The 24396-nt window shown below is 67.9% G+C and carries 29 protein-coding genes; 14 read left to right on the top strand and 15 right to left on the bottom strand.

Annotated features, from left to right (window positions below; all coding sequences use genetic code 11):
* Positions 1-14 precede the first annotated feature (14 nt).
* The 8 genes from kynA to ACE3RQ_RS00930 form a co-directional block, all read right to left on the bottom strand.
* A complete protein-coding gene (kynA, locus tag ACE3RQ_RS00895; RefSeq protein WP_374518974.1) occupies positions 15-881 on the bottom strand; it encodes a tryptophan 2,3-dioxygenase in 867 nt (288 codons plus the stop codon).
* 10 nt (positions 882-891) lie between these two features.
* Complete coding sequence (gene kynU, locus ACE3RQ_RS00900; RefSeq protein WP_374518976.1) at positions 892-2169, bottom strand: kynureninase; 1278 nt, start codon at positions 2167-2169, stop codon at positions 892-894.
* Positions 2166-2795, bottom strand: coding sequence for an arylformamidase (gene kynB, locus ACE3RQ_RS00905; RefSeq protein WP_374518977.1), 630 nt, complete (start codon positions 2793-2795; stop codon positions 2166-2168). Before kynB ends, kynU begins: the two co-directional genes overlap by 4 nt.
* Before the next feature lie 75 nt (positions 2796-2870).
* Entirely contained in the window at positions 2871-3191 is a 321-nt protein-coding gene (locus ACE3RQ_RS00910) for a YkgJ family cysteine cluster protein (protein ID WP_374518979.1), read from the bottom strand.
* 8 nt (positions 3192-3199) lie between these two features.
* Positions 3200-3508 carry a YkgJ family cysteine cluster protein gene (locus tag ACE3RQ_RS00915; protein WP_374518981.1) on the bottom strand — a complete coding sequence of 103 codons (309 nt, stop codon included), beginning with the start codon at positions 3506-3508 and terminating at the stop codon, positions 3200-3202.
* Positions 3505-4437: a class I SAM-dependent methyltransferase gene (locus ACE3RQ_RS00920; protein ID WP_374518983.1), complete on the bottom strand. Its 933-nt coding sequence runs from the start codon at positions 4435-4437 to the stop codon at positions 3505-3507. The genes ACE3RQ_RS00915 and ACE3RQ_RS00920 overlap by 4 nt, the downstream gene beginning before the upstream one ends.
* Before the next feature lie 61 nt (positions 4438-4498).
* On the bottom strand, positions 4499-5446 hold the full coding sequence (gene argF / locus ACE3RQ_RS00925; protein WP_374518985.1) for an ornithine carbamoyltransferase: 948 nt from the start codon (positions 5444-5446) through the stop codon (positions 4499-4501).
* 17 nt (positions 5447-5463) lie between these two features.
* On the bottom strand, positions 5464-6663 hold the full coding sequence (locus ACE3RQ_RS00930; protein ID WP_374518987.1) for an aspartate aminotransferase family protein: 1200 nt from the start codon (positions 6661-6663) through the stop codon (positions 5464-5466).
* A gap of 278 nt (positions 6664-6941) precedes the next feature.
* On the opposite strand from ACE3RQ_RS00930, the gene ACE3RQ_RS00935 reads away from it, so the two are divergent.
* Positions 6942-7259: a DUF3579 domain-containing protein gene (locus ACE3RQ_RS00935; RefSeq protein ID WP_374518989.1), complete on the top strand. Its 318-nt coding sequence runs from the start codon at positions 6942-6944 to the stop codon at positions 7257-7259.
* Positions 7260-7417: 158 nt separating this feature from the next.
* On the opposite strand, the gene rpsT is transcribed toward ACE3RQ_RS00935, so the two are convergent.
* Positions 7418-7711 (bottom strand): 30S ribosomal protein S20, encoded by a 294-nt coding sequence (gene rpsT / locus ACE3RQ_RS00940; RefSeq protein WP_374518991.1) that lies wholly within the window; start codon positions 7709-7711, stop codon positions 7418-7420.
* Between the two features lie 116 nt (positions 7712-7827).
* Between rpsT and murJ the strand changes: the two genes are divergently transcribed.
* The 5 genes from murJ (at position 7828) to ACE3RQ_RS00965 (ending at position 12366) form a co-directional block, all read left to right on the top strand.
* Positions 7828-9393, top strand: a complete 1566-nt coding sequence (gene murJ / locus ACE3RQ_RS00945; RefSeq protein WP_374518993.1) for a murein biosynthesis integral membrane protein MurJ — start codon at positions 7828-7830, stop codon at positions 9391-9393.
* 25 nt (positions 9394-9418) lie between these two features.
* Positions 9419-10276: a SirB1 family protein gene (locus ACE3RQ_RS00950; protein WP_374518995.1), complete on the top strand. Its 858-nt coding sequence runs from the start codon at positions 9419-9421 to the stop codon at positions 10274-10276.
* A gap of 100 nt (positions 10277-10376) precedes the next feature.
* Positions 10377-10769, top strand: coding sequence for a PA2779 family protein (locus tag ACE3RQ_RS00955; RefSeq protein WP_374518997.1), 393 nt, complete (start codon positions 10377-10379; stop codon positions 10767-10769).
* A gap of 53 nt (positions 10770-10822) precedes the next feature.
* Positions 10823-11725, top strand: a complete 903-nt coding sequence (locus ACE3RQ_RS00960) for a PA2778 family cysteine peptidase (protein ID WP_374518999.1) — start codon at positions 10823-10825, stop codon at positions 11723-11725.
* Entirely contained in the window at positions 11722-12366 is a 645-nt protein-coding gene (locus ACE3RQ_RS00965) for an NAD-dependent dehydratase (protein ID WP_374519001.1), read from the top strand. The genes ACE3RQ_RS00960 and ACE3RQ_RS00965 overlap by 4 nt, the downstream gene beginning before the upstream one ends.
* A gap of 178 nt (positions 12367-12544) precedes the next feature.
* Here ACE3RQ_RS00965 and purM read toward each other — a convergent pair whose 3' ends face one another.
* Complete coding sequence (gene purM, locus ACE3RQ_RS00970; protein WP_374519003.1) at positions 12545-13582, bottom strand: phosphoribosylformylglycinamidine cyclo-ligase; 1038 nt, start codon at positions 13580-13582, stop codon at positions 12545-12547.
* A 133-nt stretch (positions 13583-13715) separates the two neighbouring features.
* Between purM and ACE3RQ_RS00975 the strand changes: the two genes are divergently transcribed.
* The 5 genes from ACE3RQ_RS00975 to folK are packed head-to-tail and all read left to right on the top strand — an operon-like array spanning position 13716 to position 18257.
* Positions 13716-14792 carry an AI-2E family transporter gene (locus ACE3RQ_RS00975; RefSeq protein WP_374519005.1) on the top strand — a complete coding sequence of 359 codons (1077 nt, stop codon included), beginning with the start codon at positions 13716-13718 and terminating at the stop codon, positions 14790-14792.
* A gap of 9 nt (positions 14793-14801) precedes the next feature.
* Complete coding sequence (gene hda, locus ACE3RQ_RS00980; RefSeq protein WP_374519007.1) at positions 14802-15488, top strand: DnaA regulatory inactivator Hda; 687 nt, start codon at positions 14802-14804, stop codon at positions 15486-15488.
* Between the two features lie 3 nt (positions 15489-15491).
* Entirely contained in the window at positions 15492-16160 is a 669-nt protein-coding gene (locus ACE3RQ_RS00985) for an HAD family hydrolase (protein WP_374519009.1), read from the top strand.
* Entirely contained in the window at positions 16157-17800 is a 1644-nt protein-coding gene (gene pcnB / locus ACE3RQ_RS00990) for a polynucleotide adenylyltransferase PcnB (protein WP_374519011.1), read from the top strand. Before ACE3RQ_RS00985 ends, pcnB begins: the two co-directional genes overlap by 4 nt.
* A complete protein-coding gene (gene folK, locus ACE3RQ_RS00995; RefSeq protein ID WP_374519013.1) occupies positions 17787-18257 on the top strand; it encodes a 2-amino-4-hydroxy-6-hydroxymethyldihydropteridine diphosphokinase in 471 nt (156 codons plus the stop codon). Before pcnB ends, folK begins: the two co-directional genes overlap by 14 nt.
* Before the next feature lie 12 nt (positions 18258-18269).
* On the opposite strand, the gene pdxH is transcribed toward folK, so the two are convergent.
* Together pdxH and ACE3RQ_RS01005 are read right to left on the bottom strand one after the other, a co-directional pair.
* On the bottom strand, positions 18270-18902 hold the full coding sequence (gene pdxH, locus ACE3RQ_RS01000; RefSeq protein ID WP_374519015.1) for a pyridoxamine 5'-phosphate oxidase: 633 nt from the start codon (positions 18900-18902) through the stop codon (positions 18270-18272).
* Positions 18903-18947: 45 nt separating this feature from the next.
* Entirely contained in the window at positions 18948-19574 is a 627-nt protein-coding gene (locus ACE3RQ_RS01005) for a gamma-glutamylcyclotransferase (RefSeq protein ID WP_374519017.1), read from the bottom strand.
* On the opposite strand from ACE3RQ_RS01005, the gene ACE3RQ_RS01010 reads away from it, so the two are divergent.
* Positions 19573-20073 carry an OmpA family protein gene (locus ACE3RQ_RS01010; RefSeq protein WP_374519019.1) on the top strand — a complete coding sequence of 167 codons (501 nt, stop codon included), beginning with the start codon at positions 19573-19575 and terminating at the stop codon, positions 20071-20073. The genes ACE3RQ_RS01005 and ACE3RQ_RS01010 overlap by 2 nt on opposite strands.
* Before the next feature lie 47 nt (positions 20074-20120).
* On the opposite strand, the gene ACE3RQ_RS01015 is transcribed toward ACE3RQ_RS01010, so the two are convergent.
* Complete coding sequence (locus ACE3RQ_RS01015) at positions 20121-21053, bottom strand: LysR family transcriptional regulator (RefSeq protein WP_374519020.1); 933 nt, start codon at positions 21051-21053, stop codon at positions 20121-20123.
* A 158-nt stretch (positions 21054-21211) separates the two neighbouring features.
* On the opposite strand from ACE3RQ_RS01015, the gene ACE3RQ_RS01020 reads away from it, so the two are divergent.
* Entirely contained in the window at positions 21212-21793 is a 582-nt protein-coding gene (locus ACE3RQ_RS01020) for a DUF4148 domain-containing protein (protein WP_374519022.1), read from the top strand.
* A 14-nt stretch (positions 21794-21807) separates the two neighbouring features.
* Here the strand turns inward: ACE3RQ_RS01020 and ACE3RQ_RS01025 are convergent, their stop codons facing one another.
* Entirely contained in the window at positions 21808-23211 is a 1404-nt protein-coding gene (locus tag ACE3RQ_RS01025; protein WP_374519024.1) for a sensor histidine kinase, read from the bottom strand.
* Positions 23208-23870, bottom strand: coding sequence for a response regulator (locus ACE3RQ_RS01030; protein WP_374519026.1), 663 nt, complete (start codon positions 23868-23870; stop codon positions 23208-23210). The genes ACE3RQ_RS01025 and ACE3RQ_RS01030 overlap by 4 nt, the downstream gene beginning before the upstream one ends.
* 140 nt (positions 23871-24010) lie before the next feature.
* Here ACE3RQ_RS01030 and ACE3RQ_RS01035 point away from each other — a divergent pair, with 140 nt between their 5' ends.
* Positions 24011-24394: a hypothetical protein gene (locus ACE3RQ_RS01035; RefSeq protein ID WP_374519028.1), complete on the top strand. Its 384-nt coding sequence runs from the start codon at positions 24011-24013 to the stop codon at positions 24392-24394.
* The last annotated feature ends 2 nt before the right edge of the window (positions 24395-24396 follow it).

Here is a 24396-nt window from a genome sequence, read left to right on the forward strand (position 1 = left end):
GCTGTGCGCCGCGCTCAGAGCGCGGTGCGCAGGTGCCAGATTTCGGGGAACAGCACCACGTCGAGCATCTGGCGCAGGTAGCTCACGCCGCCCGTGCCGCCGGTGCCGCGCTTGAAGCCAATCACCCGCTCCACCGTGGTGAGGTGGCGAAAGCGCCAGAGCCGGAAGGCGTCTTCCAGGTCGGTGAGTTCTTCGCCCAGCTGGTACAGGTCCCAGTGGGCCTTGGGGTCGCGGTACACGGCCAGCCAGGCTTGTTCCACGGCGTCGCTGGCCTCGTAGGGCTGAGTCCAGTCGCGTTGCAGGTGGCTGGCCGGCACAGGCAGGCCGCGCCGCGCCAGCAGGCGCAGCGACTCGTCGTACAGCGAAGGTGCCTCGTACACCGCCTGCACCGCCGCGATGCGGTCGGGGTGGTGGGCGTGCGGCTTGAGCATGGCGGCGTTCTTGTTGCCCAGCATGAACTCGATGCAGCGGTACTGGTGGCTCTGGAAGCCGCTGGACTTGCCCAGGTAGGGCCGCACCGCGCTGTACTCGGGCGGTGTCATGGTGGCCAGCACGTCCCAGGCGTGCACCAGTTGTTCCATGATCTTGGACACGCGCGCCAGCATCTTGAAGGCCGGCTGCAGCTCGTCTTGCGCCACATGGCGCACGGCGGCGTGCAGCTCGTGCAGCATGAGCTTCATCCACAGCTCGCTGGTCTGGTGCTGCACGATGAAGAGCATCTCGTCATGGGCCGGCGACAGCGGCTTCTGGGCCGCCAGGATGCGGTCGAGCTGCAGGTAGTCGCCATAGCTCATGTCGCGGCTGAAGTCGAGTTGCGCGCCTTCTTGCTGAACGATGGCCTCGGTGCGGTGTGCGGGGGACGGGTTGGCGTGCGGGCACATGCGGCTCTCCTCAGGTGACGGCGTGCTGGCGGTGGAACTCGGGACGCTGCCATTCGCCGCTTTCCAGCACCTGGCGCAGGTGCTCCACGGCGTGCCACACATCGGCAAAGCCCAGGTAAAGCGGCGTGAAGCCAAAGCGCAGGATGTCGGGGTGGCGCTGGCCGTCGCCGGCACGGAAGTCACCAATCACGCCACGCGCGATCAGCGCCTGCACGATGGCGTAGGCGCCGGTGTCCCGGGACAGACAGACTTGCGAGCCGCGGTGGGCGTGATCCTTCGGCGTGACAAGTTCAAGCCCATGGCCGGCGCATCGCCCGTTCACCAGTTCAATGAACAGGTCGGTGAGCGCCAGCGATTTGGCGCGCAGCGCGGCCATGCCGCCCAGTGGCTCGGCCGCCAGCACCGTGTCCACGCCGCACTCCAGCGCGGCCAGGCTGATCATGGGCTGGGTGCCGCACTGGTAACGCGCGATGCCGGGCGCGGGCTGGTAATCGGGCGTGAAGGCAAAGGGTTGCGCGTGGCCCCACCAGCCCGACAGGGGCTGCCAGAAGCGGTCGGCGTGGCGCGGGTTCACCCACACAAAGGCCGGGGCGCCCGGGCCGCCGTTGAGGTACTTGTAGCCGCAGCCCACGGCGAAGTCGGCCTCGGCGCCCGTCAGGTCCACCGGCACCGCGCCCGCGCTGTGCGCCAGGTCCCACACCACCAGCGCGCCCGCGTCGTGGGCGGCTTTCGTGACGGCGGCCATGTCGTGCATGGCGCCGGTGCGGTAGTTCACGTGGGTGAGCATCAGGATGGCCAGGCGATCGTCCAGGTGGGCCCCGATCTCTTCGGGCTCTACCAGCACCAGCTCCCAGCCCTTGTCTTTGCACAGGGCCTCGGCGATGTAGAGGTCGGTGGGGAAGTTGTTGCGCTCGCTCACGATGCGCCAGCGCCCCGGCCGGTCTTGCGCGCTCTGGCGCAGCGCGGCGCTGAGCACCTTGAACAGGTTGACCGAGGTGCTGTCGGTGGCCACCACCGTGCCTGGCGTGGCGCCGATCAGGCGGGCGATCTTGTCGCCCACCTTGCGCGGGGCCTCGAACCAGCCGGCCTGGTTCCAGCTTTTGATGAGGTCTTGCCCCCACTCGCGCGTCACCACATCGGCCACGCGGGTCGGGGCGGCGGCGGGCATCACGCCCAGGGAGTTGCCATCCAGGTAGATGGTGCCCGGCGGCAGGGTGAACAGGTCGCGCAGCGGGCGCAGCGGGTCTTGCGCGTCCAGGGCTTGGCAGTCTTGCAGGGTGGTGGTCATGGCAGCTTTCTCAACACGGCGCGCACCGGCGAGGCGTCGGCCGTGGTCAGTTTCAAGGGCAGGGCGATGAGTTCGTAGTCGCCTTCGGGCACGTCGTCCAGCAGCAGGTTTTCCAGCACGCGCAGGCCGCGCTCGCGCAGCACCTGGTGGCTCTCCAGCGACTTGCTGCTGGCCGGGTCGACGCTGGCGCTGTCAATGCCCACCAGGCGCACGCCCAGGTCGGCCAGCAGGGCGATGGTCTCGGGTGCGAAGGCGGGCAGGGCGTCGTCGAAGCGATCGGTGGGCTGGCGCTCGTACACGCGCACCAGCACGCGCGGCGGCAAGTGGTCCAGCGCGTGTCGCAGGTGCTCGGGCCGCACCAGCGGCCCACAGCCGATGGCGTGGACCACGCGGCAGGGGCCGATGAACGTCTCCAGCGGCACCTCGCCGATGGGCGCGCCCGTCGGGTCGTAGTGCAGCGGGGCATCGGCGTGGGCGCCTACGTGGGGCGAGAGGGTGATGGCGCTCACGTTCACCGGGCAGCCTGGGCCGATGCTGGCCACCCAGGTTTGCGAGTAGGGCGTGTCACCGGGAAAGACCGGCGCGGCCGCGTGCACCGCAGGCGAAATGTCCCAAAGCGTTTTCATGGGCGGCGAAAGTAGCACCGGCCCGAAACCCGTGGTGTCGGTTAATTCCAACAGGGCCGGAAATCGCCCGGGGGCTCAGACCACCGGCGCTTCGCCCAGCGGTGGCAGCCCATGCCGTTGCCGGGCCTTGTGGCAGGCGTAGCTGCCTTCTTGCAGTTCGGCACAGGGGCGCGGCCGCTGCGCGTAGATGCCGCAGGCAAAGGGCTGGCCCGCGCCGCCCCGCAACGCCACGCAGCGAATGGGCACCTGCCCCGTGCCGCGCATGCGGCAGGTCACGCCATTGACCTCTTCCGTCAGTTCGCTTGGCACCGTGCCGCCCAGGGTGTCGAGCTCGTACACCGCGAACTCCACCCGGTAGCTCTGGCAGCAGGCGCCGCAATTCTGGCAGGCCGACATGGCAAGCCTCAGGCGTTCAGTGGCGGCAGCCCGTGCTGGCGGCGCGCCCGGTCGCAGGCCTCGCTGCCTTCCTCGAATTCGCGGCAGGGGCTGGGCCGCCACTCGTAGATGCCGCAGGCCACCTTCTCGCCCACGCGCCCGGTGAGGGCGGCGCAGCGCGGACGGGCGTGGTCGGTGCCGCGCAGCCGGGCCAGGGTGTCGTTCAGCTCGACGGCCAGGCCCGAGGGCACGTGGCCGCCAAAGTCGTCGAGTTCGTGAACCGAGAAGTCCACGCGAAAGCAGGCGCAGCAGGCGCCACAGGTGGTGCAGGCGGTCATGGGGCGGTGGGGCGGGGTGGCAGGTCGGGCGCGCGGTACAGCAGCACCTTGAGCGCACGCTCGGGGGCGATGTCGGCAAAGGCGCTCGGGTTGGGCAGGCGCTGCTCGAACACCAGTTCGGGCGCGGTCTCGCGCATGGTGTCTTGCACGAACTCGGGGCCCAGCTCGGGGGCGTTCAGGCACAGCAGCGCATGCCCGCCCGGGCGCAGCAAATCGGGCAGGCGGCGCAGCACGCGGGCGTAGTCTTTCGTGGCCACGAAGCTGCCCTTCTGGTAGCTGGGCGGGTCAACGATCACCAGGCCATACGGGCCCAGGCGGTTCACCTTGCCCCAGGTGCTGAACAGGTCGTGCGCGAGAAAGCTGGCGCCGGCCAGGCCATTGAGCGCGTGGTTCTGCTGGCCGATGGCAATGGCCCCGCCGCTCATGTCCAGGTTCACCACCTGCCGCGCGCCACCTTGCAGCGCCGCCACCGAGAAGGCACAGGTGTAGGCGAAGAGGTTGAGCACCTTCTGCCCGGCCGCGTGCTGGCGCACCCAGCGCCGGCCTTCGGCCATGTCCAGGAACAGGCCGTGGTTCTGGCCGCGCAGCACGTGCACCAGGTAGCGCGCACCGTCTTCGGTGACCACGTGCGGGTCGGGCACACTGCCGGCCATCAGGCGCGTCTCGCTGCGGGCCTCGGCCCGGCTCTGGAACACCCAGTTCAGCGGCTCGCCCGGCGCGATCTGCGCCCAGCGCGCTTGCAGGGCCTCGCCCACGGTGGCGAGGTCTGCCTCGCTCACCGGCGCAAAGCTGGTCAGCACCCACACGGGCGGGTAGGCGTCGAGCGTCCAGTGCTCGCAGCCCGGGTGCAGGCCACCACGCCCGTGGAAAAGGCGCTGGGCATCGGTGGGGCGGTCCATCGTGGCGATGGCGTCGAGCAAGGCTTGCATGGTCAAACAAAAGGGCCGGGCATTGCCCGGCCGTTGGTGGTGAAGGTGAGGGTAGGCTGCGTTACGCCAGACGTCCCAGCAACAGGTACTCCATGAGTGCCTTTTGCACGTGCATCCTGTTTTCAGCCTCATCCCACACCACGCTTTGCGGGCCGTCGATCACTTCGCCGGTGACTTCTTCGCCGCGGTGGGCGGGCAGGCAGTGCATGAAGAGGGCGTCGGGCTTGGCCACGGCCATCATGGCTTCGTCCACGCACCATTGCGCGAAGGCGGCGCGGCGCACTTCGTTCTCGGCCTCGAAGCCCATGCTGGTCCACACGTCGGTGGTCACCAGGTCGGCACCGGCGCAGGCCTCGCGCGGGTCTTGGAAGACCTTGAAGCAGTTGCGGTCGGTGATGCCGGCCAGCTCGGGGTTGACCTCGTAGCCGCTGGGCGTGCTCACGTGCACGGTGAAGCCCAGCAACTCGGCGGCCTGCAGCCACGTGTTGGCCATGTTGTTGCCGTCGCCCACCCAGGCCACCACCTTGCCGCGAATGGCGTCCAGCGGGTTGCCGCTGGCGGCGGGGCGGTGCTCGACCAGGGTGAACAGGTCGGCCAGGATCTGGCAGGGGTGGAACTCGTTGGTCAGGCCGTTGATCACCGGTACGCGCGAGTGCGCGGCGAAGCGCTCGATCTTGTCTTGCCCGAAGGTGCGGATCATCACGATGTCCACCATGCGGCTGATCACGCGGGCGCTGTCTTCGATGGGCTCGGCGCGGCCAAGCTGGCTGTCGCCGGTGGTCAGGTGCACCACCGAGCCGCCGAGCTGATACATGCCGGCCTCAAAGCTCACGCGGGTGCGCGTGCTGGCCTTCTCGAAGATCATGGCCAGGGTGCGGTCGGGGTCGGCAAAGGGCTGGTACTTCTCAAAGGCCTTGAACTTGCCCTTGATGAAGGCGGCGCGCTGCAGCAGGTGGCCGTATTCGTCGGCGCTGAGGTCCTTGAACTGGAGGTAGTGGCGGATCGTCATGGCGTGTTCCGTGGGGATTACTCGGCCAGGAAGGCGTGGATGATGGGCAGCAGGATGGCGGCGACTTCGTCGGCCTCGGCGGTGGTCATGATCAGCGGGGGCACCAGGCGCACCACCGTGTCCGCCGTGACGGACAGCAGCAGGCCGGCATCGGCCGCGCGCTGGGTGATGACGCCGCAGGGCTTGGCCAGCTCGATGCCGATCATCAGGCCCTGGCCGCGGATTTCCTTCACGCCGGCCTGACCTGCCAGGCCCTTCTCCAGCGCCGCCTTCAGGTGGGCACCCACGCGCTCGGCGTTGGCCAGCAGGCCGTCTTCTTCCATGATGCGGATGGTCTCAACCCCCGCGCGCATGGCCAGCGGGTTGCCGCCGAAGGTGGTGCCGTGGTTGCCGGGCTGGAAGATGTTGGCGGCTTTCGGGCCGGCCACCACCGCGCCCACCGGCACGCCGGAGCCCAGGCCCTTGGCCAGGGGCATCACGTCAGGCACGATGCCGGCCCACTGGTGGGCAAACCACTTGCCGGTGCGACCCATGCCGCACTGCACCTCGTCAATCATCATGAGCCAGTCGCGCTCGTCGCACAGGGCGCGCACCTGGCGCAGGTACTCGGCGCGCATGGGGTTGATGCCGCCTTCGCCCTGGATGGTCTCGAAGAACACGGCCACCACATTGGGGTTGCCCTCGGTGGCCTTCTTCAGCGATTCGATGTCGTTCACCGGCACGCGCACGAAGCCCTCCACCAGCGGGCCGAAGCCGGCCTGCACCTTGGGGTTGCCGGTGGCCGACAGGGTGGCAATGGAGCGGCCGTGGAAGGCCTTTTCGTAGACCACGATCTCGGGGCGCTCGATGCCCTTGTCGTGGCCGTACTTGCGCGCCAGCTTCAGGGCCGCCTCGTTGGCTTCCAGGCCGCTGTTGCAGAAGAACACATTGCTCATGCCCGAGCGCTCCACCAGCAGGCGCGCCAGGTTTTCCTGGTCGGGCACGTGGTAGTAGTTGCAGCAGTGGATCATCTTGGCCACCTGGTCCTGCAGCGCGGGCACCAGCTTGGGGTGGGCGTGGCCCAGGGTGTTCACCGCGATGCCGGCCAGCGCGTCCAGGTACTCCTTGCCGTTGACGTCCCACACGCGGCAGCCTCGACCATGCGACATCGCGATCGGCAGTCGGCCGTAGGTGTTCATCACGTGGGGCGAGGCGGCGGTGTGCGAGGCAGCGGTCATGCGGAACTCCGGTCAACAGGGCGAGGGATGCCCGAAAAAAGAAGCGGCTCAACGCCTGATGCCAGCAGGTTGAGCCGTTGAAGGGGCATTTTAGGGGCAGCCCGGCAGGCCATCCATGACACTAGCGCATCGGTGCGATGCCGCACCCCAGACTCGGGTTATCCCCAGGGCCAAGTCTTATATAAGATACAATACCGAGTTTCGACGGCGGGTGATCCCCGTGGTGTCGAACCGGTTATCGTTTACCCCTCAGCCCTCCATCCGACGGCGCATTCCGAATGGCTTCACCTACCGCCAAGCAAGTGTTCATCCAGGGCATCACCCGTGGTGGACGCACCTTCCGGCCCAGCGACTGGGCGGAGCGCTTGGCCGGCGTCATGAGCCAGTTTCGACCCGGTGGTGCCCAGCCCGGCAGCCACCTCAGCTACTCCCCCTGGTGCGTGCCCACCACGCTCAATGGCGTGAAGTGCGTGGTCGTGCACAGCGACCTGCGCGAAGCCGAGCCCATGGCCTGGGACTTCTGCATGAACTTCGCCAAAGACAACGAGTTGCAGGTGATAGAAGCCTGCCTTCTGCCCGATCCACCGGCCGCCTAACCAGCGGCTTTTTTTTCGCCACGGGGCGGGACATTGACGCCAAGTCGCCGCGAACAGGCAACAAAAAAGCCGTCTTGCGACGGCTTCTTGCTTTGCTGGCAGCGCACCCGGTTCAAACGGCAGGCCCGAGAAGGGCCAGGGCGACTGGTGGGTAAGGCTTAGGCCGCGGCCAGAGCCTTGACCTTGGCGGACAGGCGGCTCTTGTCGCGAGCGGCCTTGTTCTTGTGGAAGATGCCCTTGTCGGCAACGGCGTCCACCACGGCTTGCATCTTGGCAAACAGCTCGGTGGCCTTGGCCTTGTCGCCAGACAGAACAGCCTTCTCGACGTTCTTGACGGAGGTGCGGTACTTCGAACGCAGCGACGAGTTCGCGGCGTTCAGCTTGACGTCTTGGCGGGCGCGCTTGCGACCGGACGCCAGGCGGGGGTTCTTTTTCTTCGGCTTGGTTGCCATGGTAGTTTCCTTAAGTGTTTGTGGATGTTGCCAGCAAAGCCGAGCATTATAGCCCGCGCTCGCCAGCCTGCCCAGACTCGCCCGGGGCCGTCACGGGGGCTCGTTACACTGCCCGGGTGTCGCTCTTCAAGTCCGCCTCCCTCGTTTCGCTGCTGACGCTGGCCTCGCGCATCACCGGTCTGGCGCGAGAGCTGCTCGTCGCCTCAACCTTTGGCGCCAGCGCGCTGACCGACGCCTTCAACGTGGCGTTTCGCATTCCGAACCTCTTGCGGCGTTTGTTCGCCGAGGGCGCTTTCAGTCAGGCTTTTGTGCCCGTGCTGGCCGCCGCTCGCGAAAAAGAGGGCGAGGACGCCACGCGGCAGATGATTCACCAGATCGCCACCGTGCTGGCCTGGGCGCTCACGCTCACTTGTGTGCTGGGTGTGCTGGCCGCGCCGGTGCTGGTGTACGCCATGGCCTCTGGCTTGAAGCAGTCGCCCGAGGGTTTCGAGGCCGCCGTGGTCATGACGCGGTGGATGTTTCCCTACATCGGCTTCATGTCCTTCGTGGCGCTGGCGGCCGGCATTCTGAACACCTGGAAACGCTTCGCCGTGCCCGCGGCCACGCCGGTGCTGCTGAACGTTGCCATGATTTCGGCCGCCGCCTGGGGCGCCCCCTGGTTTGACTCGATGGGCATCAACCCCATTTACGCCATGGCCGGCGGCGTGCTGCTGGGCGGCACCCTTCAACTGGGGGTGCAGGTCCCCGCACTGCATCGCTTGGGCTTGCTGCCCCGCGTGGGCTGGCGGTGGTCGGCCTTGAAAGCCGCCTGGGCCCACCCGGGCACCCGGCGCGTCACCACCTTGATGCTGCCCGCCCTGCTGGGCGTGAGCGTGGCGCAGCTCTCGTTGCTGATCAACACCCAGATCGCCTCGCATTTGGTGGTGGGCAGCGTGAGTTGGCTCACTTATGCCGATCGCCTGATGGAATTTCCCACCGCCATGCTCGGCGTGGCGTTGGGCGTGGTGCTGCTGCCGCAGCTGGCCGCGGCGCAGGCCGCCGGTGACACGCAGCGCTACAGCGGCCTCCTCGACTGGGGCTTGCGCCTGGTGGTGCTGCTGGCGGTGCCCTGCGCGGTGGCGTTGCTCACCTTTGCGCAGCCGCTGGTGGCGGTGCTTTATCACTACGGCAAGTTCAGCGCGGCCGATGTGCAGCAGACCGCCGTGGCCCTGATGGGCTACGGGGCGGGTTTGCTGGGCCTGATCGCCATCAAGGTGTTGGCCCCAGGCTTCTACGCCAGACAAGACATCCGCACCCCGGTGAAGATCGCCATCGGGGTGCTGGTGCTCACGCAATTGCTCAACGTGGTGCTGGTGCCGCACCTGGCCCACGCGGGCCTGGCATTGGCCATTGGCCTGGGCGCCATGGTCAATGCGCTCTTCCTGTTGATCGGGTTGGTGCGCCGCGGGGCTTACCGCCCGGCCCCGGGCTGGTCGCGGTTTGCCCTGCAGGTGATTGCAGCCAGCGCCCTGCTGGCGGTTTACTTGATGTGGCTCAACTCGCACATTGCCTGGACTGGCTTCGAGGGCCGGGCCTTGATGCGGGTGGTCACGCTGGGCCTGGTGGTGCTGGGGGCGGTGGTGGTTTATTTTGTGACCTTGCTGCTCTCGGGTTTGCATCTTCGGCAGTTCGTCCGAAAATGACGCGGGCCTATCGCCCGTCGCACCCATGTCCTTGCCCTTTGAGCCTCCGTCCATCACGCCGCTGGCGTATTTCGCCATGCTGGTGGGGGACGACGACGCACTGCCCCTTTTCGAGGCAGCGGTGTCGGTCGCTCAAGACGAATACCCCGACCTGGACGTGCAGCAGGTGCTGGGCGACGTGGACCAGATGGTGGCTCGGTTGCGCCGCCGCTGCCCCACAGACGCCGGCCCCATGCAGCGTCTGCGCCTGCTGAACCAGTTTTTCTTCCGGGACATGGGCTTCGGCGGCAACGTCAACAACTACTACGACCCGGACAACAGCTACCTCAATGTCATCCTGCGCACGCGGCGTGGCATTCCCATCACCCTGGCCCTTCTGTGGCTGGAGCTGGCGCAGGGCATGGGCCTGAAGGCGCGGGGCGTGAACTTCCCGGGGCACTTCATGGTGAAGGTGAACCTGCCCAACGGACAGGTGGTGATCGATCCCTTCACTGGCCAGTCTCTCAGCCGGGAAGACCTGTCCGAGCGCCTTGAGCCCTACAAGCGGCGCCAGGGCCTGGTGGACGACTACGACGTGCCGGTTGGCCTGTACCTGCAGCCCGCCAATTCGCGCGACATCCTGGCCCGGATGTTGCGTAATTTGAAGGAAATTCATCGCACGCAAGAAGATTGGCTGCGATTGATTGCGGTGCAAGACAGGTTGCTCGTGCTGCTGCCTGACGCCTGGATCGAGTACCGCGATCGGGGGTTGGCCTGGGCCGAGATGGGCGATCCCCGGCAAGCGGTGAGCGACCTGGAGATTTACGTGGCCCACACCGAGGACACGATGGACCGCGACGCCATCGAGCGCCGGATGCAAGAGCTTCGCCGCGCCCTGAGCTAAGGGTGCTGCGCCGGGCGCTTGTTTCGGCGTGTAAGACCGGTTGACGCGCGGCCGCTCGGGCGACGAACATCGCCCGATCCCCACAACAAGCATTCCTACCATGACCCAATCTCTCTACCGCATCGTGGCCGCTGCCCTCATTCCCTGCATGACCCTGGCCAGCGTGCCCTTGTCTGCACAGGCCGCCATCGTCGGCACCGAGCAGGCCTTGGTGACCCCCGCCGGACAGGCCAACCGTGACCGCGTGACCCAGTTCCTGGCCCGCGAAGACGTGCGCAAATCGCTGACCGAGCAGGGCGTGAGCGCCGACGACGCCATCGCCCGCGTGCAGGCCATGTCGGACGCCGAGGTGGCCCAGCTGGCCGACCGCGTGGACAAGGCCCCGGCCGGTGCCGGTGTGGTGGGGGTGCTGTTCACGGTGTTCCTGATCCTGCTGGTCACGGACATCCTGGGCTTCACCAAGGTTTACCCCTTCACCCGCCCGATCCGATGACGCCCTGGCGTCCTCACGCCGCAACCCCCGCCCTGGCGGGGGTTGTGCTTTCTGTGGCGCTGTTGGCCGGCTGCGCGGCGCCACCTCCGGTGGCCGAGTTGCAGCAGGCCTGGCCCACGGGCTTGCCGGCGCAGGTGCTGCTGCCCAAGGTGCCGTTCTTCCCGCAAGACGATTTCCTCTGCGGCCCGGCCACCCTGGCCATGGTGTCGCAGGCCGCGGGCAAGCGCGTGACGCCCGAGCAGCTCACCCCGCAGGTCTACCTGCCCGGTCGCCAGGGTGCCTTGCAGGCCGAAATGCAGGCCGCGACCCGGCGCCAGGGCCTGGTGGCCTATCCCGTCGCGCCCGAGCTCAAGGCCTTGCTCACCGAACTGGCCGCCGGGCAGCCGGTGCTGGTCTTGCTGAACCTGGGCCTGGCGTTCGCGCCGCAGTGGCACTACGCCGTGGCCATCGGCTACGACCGCGCTCGCGAAGAAATCGTGCTGCATTCGGGCACCACCGCGCGCATGCCCATGGCCTTGTCCACCTTCGAGCGCACCTGGGCCCGCTCTGAACACTGGGGTCTGCGCGTGAGCGCACCCGACCAGATTCCCGTGACCGCCACCGCCGATGGCTGGGCCAATGCCGTGGCCGCCCTGGAGCGGTCGGACGTGGCCGCCGCCCGCAGTGCCTACGCGGCCGGGCTGCGCCGCTGGCCCGGGCATCGCATCATGATGCTGGGCATGGGCAACACCGCGTATGCCCAAGGCCAGCGTGCGCAAGCCGCGCAAGCCTACGAGGCGACCGTGCAGGCCCATCCCGACTTCGCCGATGCTTGGAACAACCTGGCCCAGGTGCGCCTGGAGTTGGGCCGCCGCGACGCCGCGCGTGACGCGGCCCGCCGCGCCGTGGCCCTGGGCGGGCCACGCCTGCCGCAGTACCGCGAGCTGCTCGAGCGCCTGGAGGGGCGCCGCCCATGAGTCGCCTGATGCTGGTGGGCGCCACTGGCCTGGTGGGTGGGCACGTGCTGCAGCAGGCCCTGGCCGATCCGCGCGTGGCACAGGTGGTGGCCCCCACGCGCCGACCGCTGCCCGCACACCCCAAGCTGCTCAACCCGGTGGTGGACTTTCGCCGCTTGCCGACGCAGGCCGAGTGGTGGGCGGTGGACGCGCTGGTGTGCACGCTGGGCACCACCTTGCGCCAAGCCGGTTCACAACAGGCCTTCTATCAGGTGGACCACGACGCCGTGCTGGAGGTGGCTTACCTGGCGCGACGCCATGGTGCGCGCAGCATGGCTTTCAACTCAGCGCTGGGGGCCGATGCCGGCTCGCGGGTGTTCTATTCGCGCACCAAGGGCGAGACCGAGCGCGACCTGCAGGCCGTGGGCTTCGCCTCGTTGACCCTGGTCAGGCCCGGCCTGATTGGGGGTGCCCGCGCCGAAAGCCGCCCGCTGGAGCGCCTGGCCGTGGTGCTCACGGGGCTGCTGCAACCCTTGCTACCGCGTCGCTGGCGCGTGGTGCCGGCCGAGTCCATTGCCCAGCACCTGCTGCGCGCCGCCATCGTGGCCCAGCCCGGCGTGCACGTGCTGCCGTCCGAGGTGTTGCTGCAGCCGCCGGCTTGAGCGCTTCAGCCTGTGCGGGTGCCGACCCTCAGAGGCTGCGCTCGGCGGTGAACTCGCGGGCGCGGGTGATCTGAGGCGAAGAAGCACAAACGGACATGTCAGTCTCCTGAGGCATGTCCGCATTTTGCGGCGATGGGCTCGCCGCGGGCCACCCGTCTAACGACAGGTTTCGTGCGTTTCAGGACACGGTGACGGGCGCGCCCGTGCCGCGCTCGCCGATGGTGCCGATCTCATACACGGTCTCACCCAGCTCGCGCAGGGTGGCGGCGCAGGCGGCGGCCTGGTCGGCCGCAATCACCACCACCATGCCAATGCCGTTGTTGAAGGTGCGGTTCATTTCCACGTCGTCGATGCCGGCGGTCTTCTGCAGCCAGGCGAACAGCTCGGTCTGGGGCCAGCTGCCCTTCTTGAGGTGGGCGCCGGTGCCCTCGGGCAGCACGCGCGGAATGTTTTCCAGCAGGCCGCCACCGGTGATGTGGGCCAGTGCCTTGATGGGGTGCTTCGCCAGGGCGGCCAGCACGTTTTTCACGTACAGGCGGGTGGGGCGCATCACCGCCTCCTTGAAGGGCATGCCGTCCAGCGTGGCGGGCAGGTTGGCGCCCGCGCGCTCGATGCACTTGCGCACCAGCGAGAAGCCGTTGGAGTGCACGCCATGCGAGGCCAGGCCCAGCACCACGTCGCCGGGCTTCACGTTCTGGCCGGTGAGGATCTTGCTCTTCTCGACCGCGCCCACGCAGAAGCCGGCCAAGTCGTACTCGCCCACGGGGTACATGCCGGGCATCTCGGCGGTCTCGCCACCAATCAGCGCGCAGCCTGAGAGCTCGCAGCCCTTGGCGATGCCGCCCACCACGGCGGCGGCGGTGTCCACGTCGAGCTTGCCGCAGGCGAAGTAGTCCAGGAAGAACAGGGGCTCGGCGCCCTGCACCAGCACGTCGTTCACGCTCATGGCCACCAGGTCGATGCCCACCGTGTCGTGCATGTTCCATTCAAACGCCAGCTTGAGCTTGGTGCCCACGCCGTCGGTGCCACTCACCAGCACGGGCTCCTGGTAGCGCTTGGGCACCTCGAACAGGGCGCCGAAGCCGCCAATGCCGGCCATCACGCCCTCGCGCATCGTTTTCTTGGCCAGGGGCTTGATGCGCTCAACCAGTGCATCACCCGCGTCAATGTCAACGCCGGCGTCTTTGTAGGAGAGAGGGGTGGTGTTCGAGGTCATGGCACACGAGCGGCCCGTTCGGGCCGGCGGTCAAGGGGTGAGGGGGCTGCCGGGGGCATCTGGGTGCGCCCGATAGAATTTGACCCGCGATTTTACGGGGTCGCCCTTTGTGGCCTCTTTCGCCCGCGCATTCATGAACTTCACCCCCAACCAGACCCGTGCCGCGGCCTGGGTCGCCATCGCCCTGGTGGCCTGGCTGCTCCTGACCCTGCTGGCGCCCGTGCTCATGCCCTTCGTGCTGGCCACGGTGATCGCCTATGCCCTGCACCCGCTGGTGGAGCGCTGGGCCGCGCGGCGTGTGCCGCGCTGGCTGGGCGCAGGCCTGGCCATCGCGCTGCTCATGCTGGTGCTGCTGGCGGTGGCGCTGCTCATCGTGCCGGTGATCACGAAGCAGATCCCGCTGCTGCGCGACCAGGTGCCCGAACTGCTGGGGCGCGTGAACACCTGGCTGGCGCCCCTGGCCGCGCGCTTCGGCCTGGATCTGCAGATCGACGTGGCCCTGGTGCGCGACGGCCTGCGCCGCCTCATCACCGGGCATGAGGGCGAGATCATTGACGGCCTGCTCTCGTCCCTGCGCATTGGCGGCAGCGCCGTGGCTGCCCTGGCGGGCAATCTCATCCTGATGCCCATCGTGGCCTTCTACCTGCTGGTGGACTGGGCCCGGCTGGTCGATCGCGCCAAGGCCCTGATTCCGCCGCGCTTCCGAGAGTCTGTGCAAGGGTTTCTGGACGAGACCGACGCGGTGCTGGGCCAGTACCTGCGCGGCCAGCTGCTGGTCATGGGCATCCTGGCGGTGTTCTACACCGTGGGCCTGGCGTTGGTGGGCCTGAAGCTGGCCTTGCCCATTGGCGTGTTCACCGGCCTGGCCGTGTTCGTGCCCTACCTGGGCTTCGGTCTGGGTCTGGTGGTGGCCCTGTTGGCCGCGCTGCTGCAGTTTCAGGCCCTCTGGGGCGTGGCCCTGGTGGGGGCCGTCTATGGCCTGGGGCAGGTGGTGGAGAGCATGTACCTCACCCCACGCCTGCTGGGTGAGCGCATCGGCCTGCACCCCATCGCGGTGATCTTCGCCTTGCTGGCCTTCGCCCACCTTTTCGGCTTTGTGGGCATGCTGGTGGCCCTGCCGGCCAGCGCCGTGCTGCTGGTGGCCTTCCGACGCGCCCAGCGCGGCTACCTCGCCAGTGACCTTTACCGAGATGGCGCGCCCCGTGCCTGACGCTTTCGCATGAAACAGCTCGCCCTCGACATCGGCCTGGCCCCGATTCCCACGCTGGACAATTTCGTTGCCGTGGGCAACGAAGCGCTGCTGGAGCACCTCAAGCTGTGGGTTGGCAACCCGCTGCGCTCGCCCGTGCCCACCTACCTCTGGGGCGAGGGCGGCAGTGGCAAGACCCACCTGCTCAGCGCCGTGCGCGAGGCGTTTCGCGAACACGGTGGTCGCGTGGGTTGGCTGGACGCCACCACGCTCGCGCCCACCGAGTTCGACGACCGCTGGGAGGCAGTGGTGCTGGACGACTGCCACCTCTACACCGCCGCGCAACAGGCCGCCGCCTTCAACTGGTTCGTCAACGCCCAGACACCTGCCCACGGGCCGTCGCGCTGGGTGCTGGCGGCCGCGGCCTGTCCCCCGGCTGACCTGAAACTGCGCGAAGACCTGCGCACCCGCCTGGGCTGGGGCCACGTGTTCCAATTGCATTCCCTGGGCGAGACCGAGCGGCGTGCCGTGCTGCGCCGCGCCGCCGACGAGCGCGGCGTGTTCCTGGGCGACGAGGTCATGGACTTCATGCTCACCCGGTTCTCACGCGATCTCTCCAGTCTCATGATGCTGCTCGATCAGCTCGACGCCTACGCGCTGCGCACCCAGCGCGCCATCACCATTCCGCTCATCAAGTCGATGCTGGAAAACGAATAACCCATGCGCCTGGCCCTTTTCGATCTCGATCACACCCTCATTCCCCTCGACTCCGACCACGCCTGGGGCCAGTTCACCGTGTCCCTCGGCTGGCGCGACGCCGAAGCCTTCAGCCGCGCCAACGACGACTTCTACGCCGCCTACAAAGACGGCACGCTCGACATCCACGAGTACGTGCGCTTTGCCATCGGCGCCGTTCGCGAACACGGTTTGGCTCGCGCACAATCCGCTCACGCGCAATTCATGGAGCAGGTCATTCGCCCGGCCATGACCGAGCAGGCACTCTCGCTGGTCAAGCGCCACCAGGATGCCGGCGACGAGGTGCTCATCGTCACCGCCACCAACGAATTCGTCACCCGCCCCATCGCCCGTGCCTTCGGTGTGGACCAGCTCATCGCCATTGAGCTGGAGACCGGCGCCGACGGCGAACCCACCGGCGCCATTCGCGGCACACCCTCGTTCCGCGAGGGCAAGGTCGCTCGTGTGGAACAATGGCTGGCCGATCGAGGCCTGGGCTGGTCCGATCTGGCGCACAGCACCTTCTACAGCGACTCGCCCAATGACCTGCCGCTGCTGGAGAAGGTCCACGAGCCCGTGGCCACCAACCCGGACGACCGGCTCACCGCCATCGCGCAAGAACGCGGCTGGCGCATCCTCCGACTCTTCGCATGATCAAGAAACTCATCAACAAGCTGCTGGGCAAGTCCGCGCCGACGGCCAAGGGCCCCAAGTTCGGCCGACGCGAAGACGTGCCCGTCAGCGTGCACGGCATCGACCCCAAGCTGGTGGACGCCCGCGCACTCGACGTGGTGCGCACCCTCAAAGACGCCGGTTTCGAGGCCTACATCGTGGGCGGCGCCGTGCGCGACCTGCTGCTGGGCCTGCGCCCCAAAGACTTTGACGTGGCCACCAACGCCACGCCCGAGCAGGTCAAGGGCCTGTTCCGCCGCGCCTTCATCATTGGCCGTCGCTTTCGCATCGTGCACGTGGTGTATGGCCGTGGCCGCGAACACGAGGTGATAGAGGTCTCCACCTTCCGCGCCTACCTTGACAGCGCCGACGCCGAGCAAGTGGCCGGCAACGAGCGCACCAGCAAGGGCGAACTCGCCGGCATGAAGCACGCGGTGGACGCCAGTGGCCGTGTGCTGCGCGACAACGTGTGGGGCCCCATCGAGCAAGACGCCGCGCGCCGCGACTTCACCATCAACGCCATGTACTACGACCCGCAGTCGCAGACCGTGGTCGATTTCCACCATGGCATTCGCGACGCGCAAAAGAAGCTGCTGCGCATGATCGGCGACCCGGCCACCCGCTACCGCGAAGACCCGGTGCGCATCATCCGCGCCGTGCGTTTCGGCGCCAAGCTCAGCGGGCTGGGCTTCCGTTTCGAGGAAAAAACCCTGGCCCCGCTGGCCGCCTCGCGCCAACTGCTGGCCGACGTGCCGCAAAGCCGCCTGTTCGACGAAATGCTCAAGCTGCTGCAGACCGGCCACGCCCTGGCCAGCATCGCGCAGCTCAAGGCCACCGGCCTGGCCACCGGCATCTACCCGCTGCTCGACGTGGTGGTGCAGCGCGCCGAAGACCCCTTCGTGAAAGCGGCCCTGCAAGACACCGACCGCCGCGTGGCCGAAGGCAAGCCGGTGGCGCCCAGCTTCCTGCTGGCGTGTGTGCTGTGGGCCGATGTGCGCCAAGGCTGGCAGCAGCGCCTGCAGCCGCGTGGTGGCCAGCGCGCCCCCACGCCATTTGCCGCCCTGCAAGACGCGGTGGACGAGGCTTTCGACGCGCGCATCGGCGACGTGTCGGGCCGCGGCAAGCTCGGCACCGACATGCGCGAAATCTGGACCATGCAGCCGCGCTTTGACAAGCGCGTGGGCAGCTCGCCCTTCAGCCTGGTGGAGCAGCCGCGGTTTCGCGCTGGTTTTGATTTCTTGCGCCTGCGCGCCCTGGTGGGCGAGGTGCCGGAAGAGCTGGCCCATTGGTGGGAAACCTACAGCACCGCCAGCGACGACATGCGCCGCGACATGGTGGACGCCCAGCGCCGCGACAACCAGGCCAAGCCCGGCGCCGCCAAGGCCCGCCGCGTCAAGCGCACCGACCCCGATCACCCCGCCAACCAGCCAGCCGATGATCCGCGTTTCCGCCCGGTGGACGGCGACGAGGGCGAGGAGGGGGACGATGAGGCGACCGGCGCGTTGAGCCCGGCGCCCGCCGACGGCGACGCCGCGCCCAAGAAGCGCCGCCGGCGCCGCCGCAAGCCCGCTGGCGCTGGGCGCACCGAGGGCGATGCACCCCCCGCCGATGGCGCGGCCTGACGTCACAGCCTTCATCGCCCTGGGTGCCAACTTGGGCGATGCCGCGCAGGCCCTGCGCGACGCGTTGAACGCGCTCTTGGGTGTGCCGGGCGTGCGGCTCGTGCAGGCCTCGGGCCTGTACCGCACCGCGCCCATCGATTCGAGCGGGCCCGATTACGTAAACGCCGTGGCGCAGGTGGCCACCACGCTCACTGCTCCGGCTCTGTTGGACGCCCTTCAGGCCATCGAAAACGCCGCAGGCCGCGAGCGCCCCTACCGCAACGCCCCTCGCACACTCGATCTTGATCTGCTGCTGTACGGTGATGCCCGCATCGAGTCGGTGCGCCTGACAGTGCCGCACCTCCGCATGTGGGAGCGTGCCTTTGTGCTCATGCCGCTGGCCGAGATCGCGCCCGAACTCGTGCCGCCAGCGGCCTTGCAGGCCGTGGCGGGGCAGGGCATCGAGCCCTTGCGTTAGAAAGGGCCCGGCTTAGGGCGCCAGGCGTTCGCGCACCCAGGTGCCACCCTCCAGGCGGTAGCGCAGGCGGTCGTGCAGGCGGCTCTTGCGGCCTTGCCAGAACTCCCAGCGGTCGGGCACCAGCCGGAAGCCGCCCCAGTGTGGCGGGCGTGGTGGGTTGAGCAGGAACTGCGCGCCGTACTTGGCGGCGTTGGTCACCAGCACCGCGCGGCTGTCGATCACCTGGCTCTGGGGGCTGGCCCAGGCGCCGATGCGGCTGTCCAGCGGTCGGCTGTGGAAGTAGGCGTCGCTTTCCTCAGCCGACACGCGCTCCACTCGGCCTTCGATGCGCACCACCCGCTCCAGCTCCACCCAGTGGAACTGCAGCGCGGCGAAGGGGTTGCCTGCCAGCTCACTGCCCTTGCGGCTGTGGTAGTTGGTGTACCAGACGATGCCGCGTTCGTCGAAGCCTTTGATGAGCACCACGCGGGTGCTGGGTCGCAGGTCAGGCCCCACGGTGGCCACGGTCATGGCGTTGGGCTCGGGCAGCTCGCCCGAAATGGCTTCCTTGAGCCATTGGTCAAACTGCTTCAGCGGGTCACTGTGCGAGGCCGACTCGCTGAGTTCGGCCTTCTCGTAGCTTTTGCGCAGGTCGGCAATGTTCATGCGCGGCAGTATAGGCAGGCCCACGCGCACCACCATTGCGCCGGGTCAATCCCTGGCGTGGCGCAGCAGGCGCTCCAGCGCCCGGTCGTGAATGCCGTGGGCCAGCAGACCATCGAAGGTTTGTTGGGCGTAGGCCAGGGTGCTGCCGTAGCGTCCCCTCGCGTGCGCGAAGATGTCGCGGTATTGCGCAGGCGTGAGGTGGCCGGTGAAGCTTGGGCTCTGGCGTGAAAGGGTGAAGGCCAGCGCGAGCACAGGGCCCTGCGCTGTGCGGCAGCGCAGCCACTTCGGGTCATACACCGGGTCGGGCATTTCGCGCGCCCACAGGCCAGGCATCACGCCTTCCACCTCGTCGTGCGGAATGCGCAGCACCAGACCGTCGCAACTGCCCCCGGGCAGCAGGGCAAACACCAGGCCGGGCCGGGCCATCGTGCCTCGGTTGACGTGGCTCCACATCTGCAGGCTTCGGTGGTGGCCGTGCACGCGGGCCAGCCGCGTTTCGGCGGCAGGGAATTCGGGGCGCCAGACCAGCGAGGCATAGCCAAACACCCACAGGTCAGGGCGCTCACCCTGGGCGCGCCATTGTTCGAGCACCTTGCGCTTCATGGCCTCGCCATCGCGCTGGCTAAAATCGAGGGCTAACCCCAACAAACCCTTTTCGGAGATCTCAGTCATGTCCACACAGAATAACGAAATCGAAACCCGCGTCGTGGCGGCGGTTGTCATCGCCATCCTCGTGCTGGTGGTGGGCAGCGTGATCGGTTTCGGCATCCAGCGCGCCACTGGCACCCGCGCCGCTGCTCCTGCAGCGCAAGCCCCCGCGGCCGTGGTGGTGTCGGAAGAAGACGCCAGCATCGTGGTGGAAAACGGCGTGGTGAAGTTCTACTTCGCCACCGGCAAGGCCGATCTGGCCACCGGCGCCCTGGAGGCCCTGGCCGAGTCCATCGAAGCCGCCAAGGGCGGCAAGAAGCTGGTGGTCTCCGGCTTCCACGACGCCACTGGCAGCGCCGCCGCCAACGCCGAACTGGCCAAGCAGCGCGCCCTGGTGGTGCGCGACGCCCTGGTGGGCGCCGGTGTGGCCGAAGCCGCTCTGGAGCTGAAGAAGCCTGAAGAAACCACTGGCAGCGGCAGCGCCGCCGAGGCCCGCCGTGTCGAGGTCACGATCGCTCCCTGAGCCCCGTCTGCTCTCGGTTCGCGAAACCCGGCCCAGGCCGGGTTTTTTTACGCCTGTCGGGTGGCGGCCATGGCTTCGCTCACCCGCAGGCGGGTTTGCGTCATGAGGTAGTCCAGGAAGACCTGGGTGCGCTGGGGAATGAACTTGCGGCTGGGCAGGGCGGCGTACAGGTTCAGCCGGTCGGTGATCCAAGGGCTGAGCACGCGCACCAGCTGACCGTTGGCCAGGTAGGGTGCGGCCAGTTCCACCGTGGTGGAGGTGATGCCCGCCCCGTCGAGCGCTGCGCCCATCAGGGTGTCGGTGTGGTTGGCCCACACCACGGGGTGCACGTCCACCTCAATGGCGCGGTCACCTTCGTCGGCGTTGAGCAGGCGCCAGCGGCTGGAGCGGCCCGCGAGTGGCCGCAGCCGCAGGCAGTCGTGCTGAGCCAGTTCGTCGGGGGTGCGGGGCGCCCCACGCGCCTTGAGGTAGCTCGGGGCGGCCAGCAAGATGGCCTCGGAAGACACCACCTTGCGCGCGATCACGTTGCCGTCGAACGCGTTGTTCGCCCCCAGCAGGGTGATGTCGAAGTCTTCGATGGGGAACTGGTTGTGCGAGATCACCTCCAGGTCAAGGGTGATCTTGGGGTAGGCGCGACGAAAGCCCGCCACCAGTGGCGCAATGACGTGCGTGGCCAGCACGGGGTAAGACAGGACACGCAACACGCCGGCCAATTCGCGGGTCTGAGAGCTGACCATTGAGCTGGCCTCGTCGAGGTCTTGCAGGACCTGCCGAATGCGCTCCAGGTAGGTCTCGCCCGCTTCGGTGAGCGATACGCGCCGGGTGGTGCGGTGCAGCAGCCGCACGCCCAGGTGGTCTTCCAGGTCGGCCACCAGGCGGGTGACCACGGCGGGCGAGAGGTTCAGGGCGCGGCTGGCGGCGGCAAATCCGCCTTCGTCCACGACTTTTTGGAATGCCCGGATGGAAGTGAGTCTGTCCATGGTGCTGGTGATGGGTGGATGTTTTGCTGGATTGTTTCACAAATAGCAATAGATAACTTTCTAATTTGCTATTTTTTGATGAAATCGACAGGTATACAGTTTGTCCATCGATACAAACCCTGATGCCTAGGCATCGAAACCCCCCGAAAGGACCTGTCATGAACGCCACCCGTCTCTCCGTGATCGCCATTGCCCTTGCTGCCCTGACCGCTGGTCAAGCCTTCGCCGATGCCCCCAAGACCCGCGAACAAGTTCGCGCCGAACTGGCCGAAGCCCAGCGCAACGGCACCCTGATCGCTGATGGCGAAACCGGCGCCACCTTCCGCGAGCTGTTCCCCGCCCAGTACCCCGCCGCCCCTGTCGTGGCCGGCAAGACCCGCGCCGAAGTGCAGGCCGAGCTGCGCGACGCCATCGCTCGCGGTGACGTGATTGCCGACGGCCAGACCGGCGCCAAGGCCAACGAGCTGTTCCCCGCCGCTTACGCTGCCGTGAAGTCGCCGGCTGCCAAGGCTGAGGTAGTGGCTCAGGGCAAGACGCGTGAGCAAGTGCGCGCCGAACTGGCCGAGGCCCAGCGCAACGGCGACCTGATCGCCGATGGCGAAACCGGCGCCACCTACCGCCAGCTCTACCCGCACCGTTACCCCGCCCAGGACTCGGCTCAGGCCAAGACCCGCGAGCAGGTGAAGCAAGAGCTGGTGGAAGCCCGTCGCAACGGCCAGCTCCAGACCTCTGTCAACTGAGCAAGCCCAGCGGCTCAGCCGCTGTGACCAGGGTGCGCGGCGAACACCGCCCGCACCCGCAGGCCCCCGGCGGGGCTGTCGGTCAAGGTCAACGTGCCCCCGTGTTGCTCCACGATGCGGGCCACGATGGCCAGGCCCAAGCCGCTGCCGGTGCTGTCCTGAGGGTTGAGGCGCACAAAGCGCTGTAAGACCCGCTCCCGATCTTCTGGTGCAATGCCAGGCCCGTTGTCGCTGACCTCAAGCGCCACGGTTTGGTCGGTTTTTTCCACTTTGACGTCCACCCGGCTGCCAGGTGGCGCGTGCCGCAGCGCGTTCTCCACCAGGTTGTCCAGCAGGGCTCGCAGGTCAGGGGCGTCGCCCCACACCTCGGCCACGTCGCTGCGCTCCAAGCCCAGGTCAATGTCGCGTGCCTCGGCCTGGGCCGACAGCGCCGCCACCACGCGCGCGGCCAAGGTGTCCACCCGCACCGCCGTGGGTTCGCGTTCGCGCGCCTCCGGCTCCAGCCGGGCCATCTGCAGCAGTTGTGCCACCAGGTGGGTGGCGCGTTCGATGCCTTGGTCCAGCTCGTTCAGTGCGGCTTCTCGCTGTTGCTCGGTGGCCCGTCGTGCCAGTTGCGCTTGCAGCTTGATGGCCGCCAGCGGCGTGTTCAGTTCGTGTGCGGCGTCGGCCAGCAATCGGCGCTGCCCGGACAGCAAGGCCTCTACCCGAGCCAGCAGTTGGTTCAGCGCTTCGCCCAGCGGCACCAGTTCCTCCGGTAGCGACTGGGTTTGCACGGCATGGAGCTGGCTTACCTCGCGCCGGCCAATGTCACGGCCCAGGGCGTCCAGCGGCGCCAGGGCCCGTGTGACCGTGGCGTGGTTGAGCAGCGCCAGCACCAGCACCAGCAGCGCCAGGGGCACCAGCAGCCAGGGCACCATGGTCGAGAAGCGATTGGCACGCCCCGCCGCGCTCACCGCCACCTGCACCACCTGGTGGCGGTCGGGCAAGGTGTAGACGCGCCAAGACTCGCCGTCCCAATCGACGATGTGCATGCCGGCTTCTTGCAGGGGCGGGCCGGTGTCGTCAATGGAGCTGTAGATCAGCTTGCCCTTGGGGCTCCAGATCTGGCTGACGAACTGACCCAGGTCTTCGGCTGGGTCACCGCTGGCTGCGTCGTCGTCGCTCTCGCTCGGCGTGGCAGCCGAGGCACCGGTCGCCGGCTCGGCGGCGGGTGCTGCTGGTGGTGGCGCGGAGGGTCTTGAGGGCGGGGTGCGAACCCCGTGTCGCACGACGGAGTAGGCGATTTGCTGCAGGCCGTAGTCGCGCACCCGGTTGAAGCCGCTCCAGGCCATCTGGTAGGTGAGCACGCTGGCCAGCACACCGGTGATGACCAAGGCGGTGATCTGCCAGATCAGCAGGCGCTGCCGAATGCCCTTCATGGCGACTCCACCAGCTTGTAGCCCACGCCGCGCACGTTCTTGATCCAGCCGCTGCCGAGCTTGCGCCGAAGGTGGTGCAGGTGCACTTCGATGGCGTTGCTGGCCACTTCCTCGCCCCAGCCGTACAGGCGGCTTTCCAGTTGGTGGCGCGAGAGCACGGTGCCTGGGCGCTCCATCAGCGCGGCCAGCACGTCGAACTCGCGGGGTGACAGGGGAACCACTTCATCGCCCAGGCGCACCTCGCGGCGCAGCGGGTTCATCTCCAGGCGGCCCAGGCGCAGGTCGGGCTGGGTGCGCCCCTGGCGGCGGCGGCCCAGCGCGTGCACGCGGGCGATCAGCTCGTCCAGGTCAAATGGCTTGGTGAGGTAATCGTCAGCGCCCAGGTTCAGACCGGCCACGCGGTCGGTCACTGCGTCGCGCGCCGAGACCACCATCACCCCCAGCGGCATGTTGGCGGTGCGCAGCCATTGCAGCAGGGTCAGGCCATCCTGGCCAGGCAGGCCGATGTCCAGCAGGAGCACGTCGTAGTCCTGGCTTTGCAGGGCGTTTTGCGCGGACAGGCCGTTGCGGACCCAGTCCACGGTGAACCCGGCCATGCGCAGGCCCCTCTCCAGGCCCTGGCCGAGCATGCTGTCGTCTTCGGCGAGCAACAATTTCATGGCGATGCAGTGTGCGGCAAACGGCCGTCGGGAATCGCGGCCCAACCTTGGATTCTGGCGGCGACAGACTTAGTGAAGGGTTAAGGTCGTGCGATCTGATACAACCGCCGCCCAGTCAAAGCCTTGAGGAAAGTCGCCACATGAGCACCTTCACCCGCGTCGTTCTGTTCACCGATACCGATGGCCGCGCCCGGTTCCGTGAAGAAGCCCTGGAATTGAGCGAGGGCACGCCGGCGGCGCGCTTGTCGCCGGTGTTGCCGGCCACGGGTCTGCAACTGCGCGAAAGCCCGGTGGGGTTCCGCAGCGATTTCCATTGCACGGGCGTGCCGCAATGGCTGTTCGTGCTGCGCGGGCGCATGGAGATCGGGCTGCAGGATGGGAGCAGCCGCGTCTTTGGCCCGGGGGAGCATTTCTATTCGGCCGACACCCTGCCCGTGGGTGCCACCTTTGACCCCACCGTGCACGGCCACTGGAGCCGGCAGGTAGGGGATGAGCCGCTGGTGACGGCTTTCGTGCGGGGCTGAGC

It is taken from the genome of Hydrogenophaga sp. (assembly GCF_041913525.1).
Taxonomy (GTDB): domain Bacteria; phylum Pseudomonadota; class Gammaproteobacteria; order Burkholderiales; family Burkholderiaceae_C; genus Hydrogenophaga.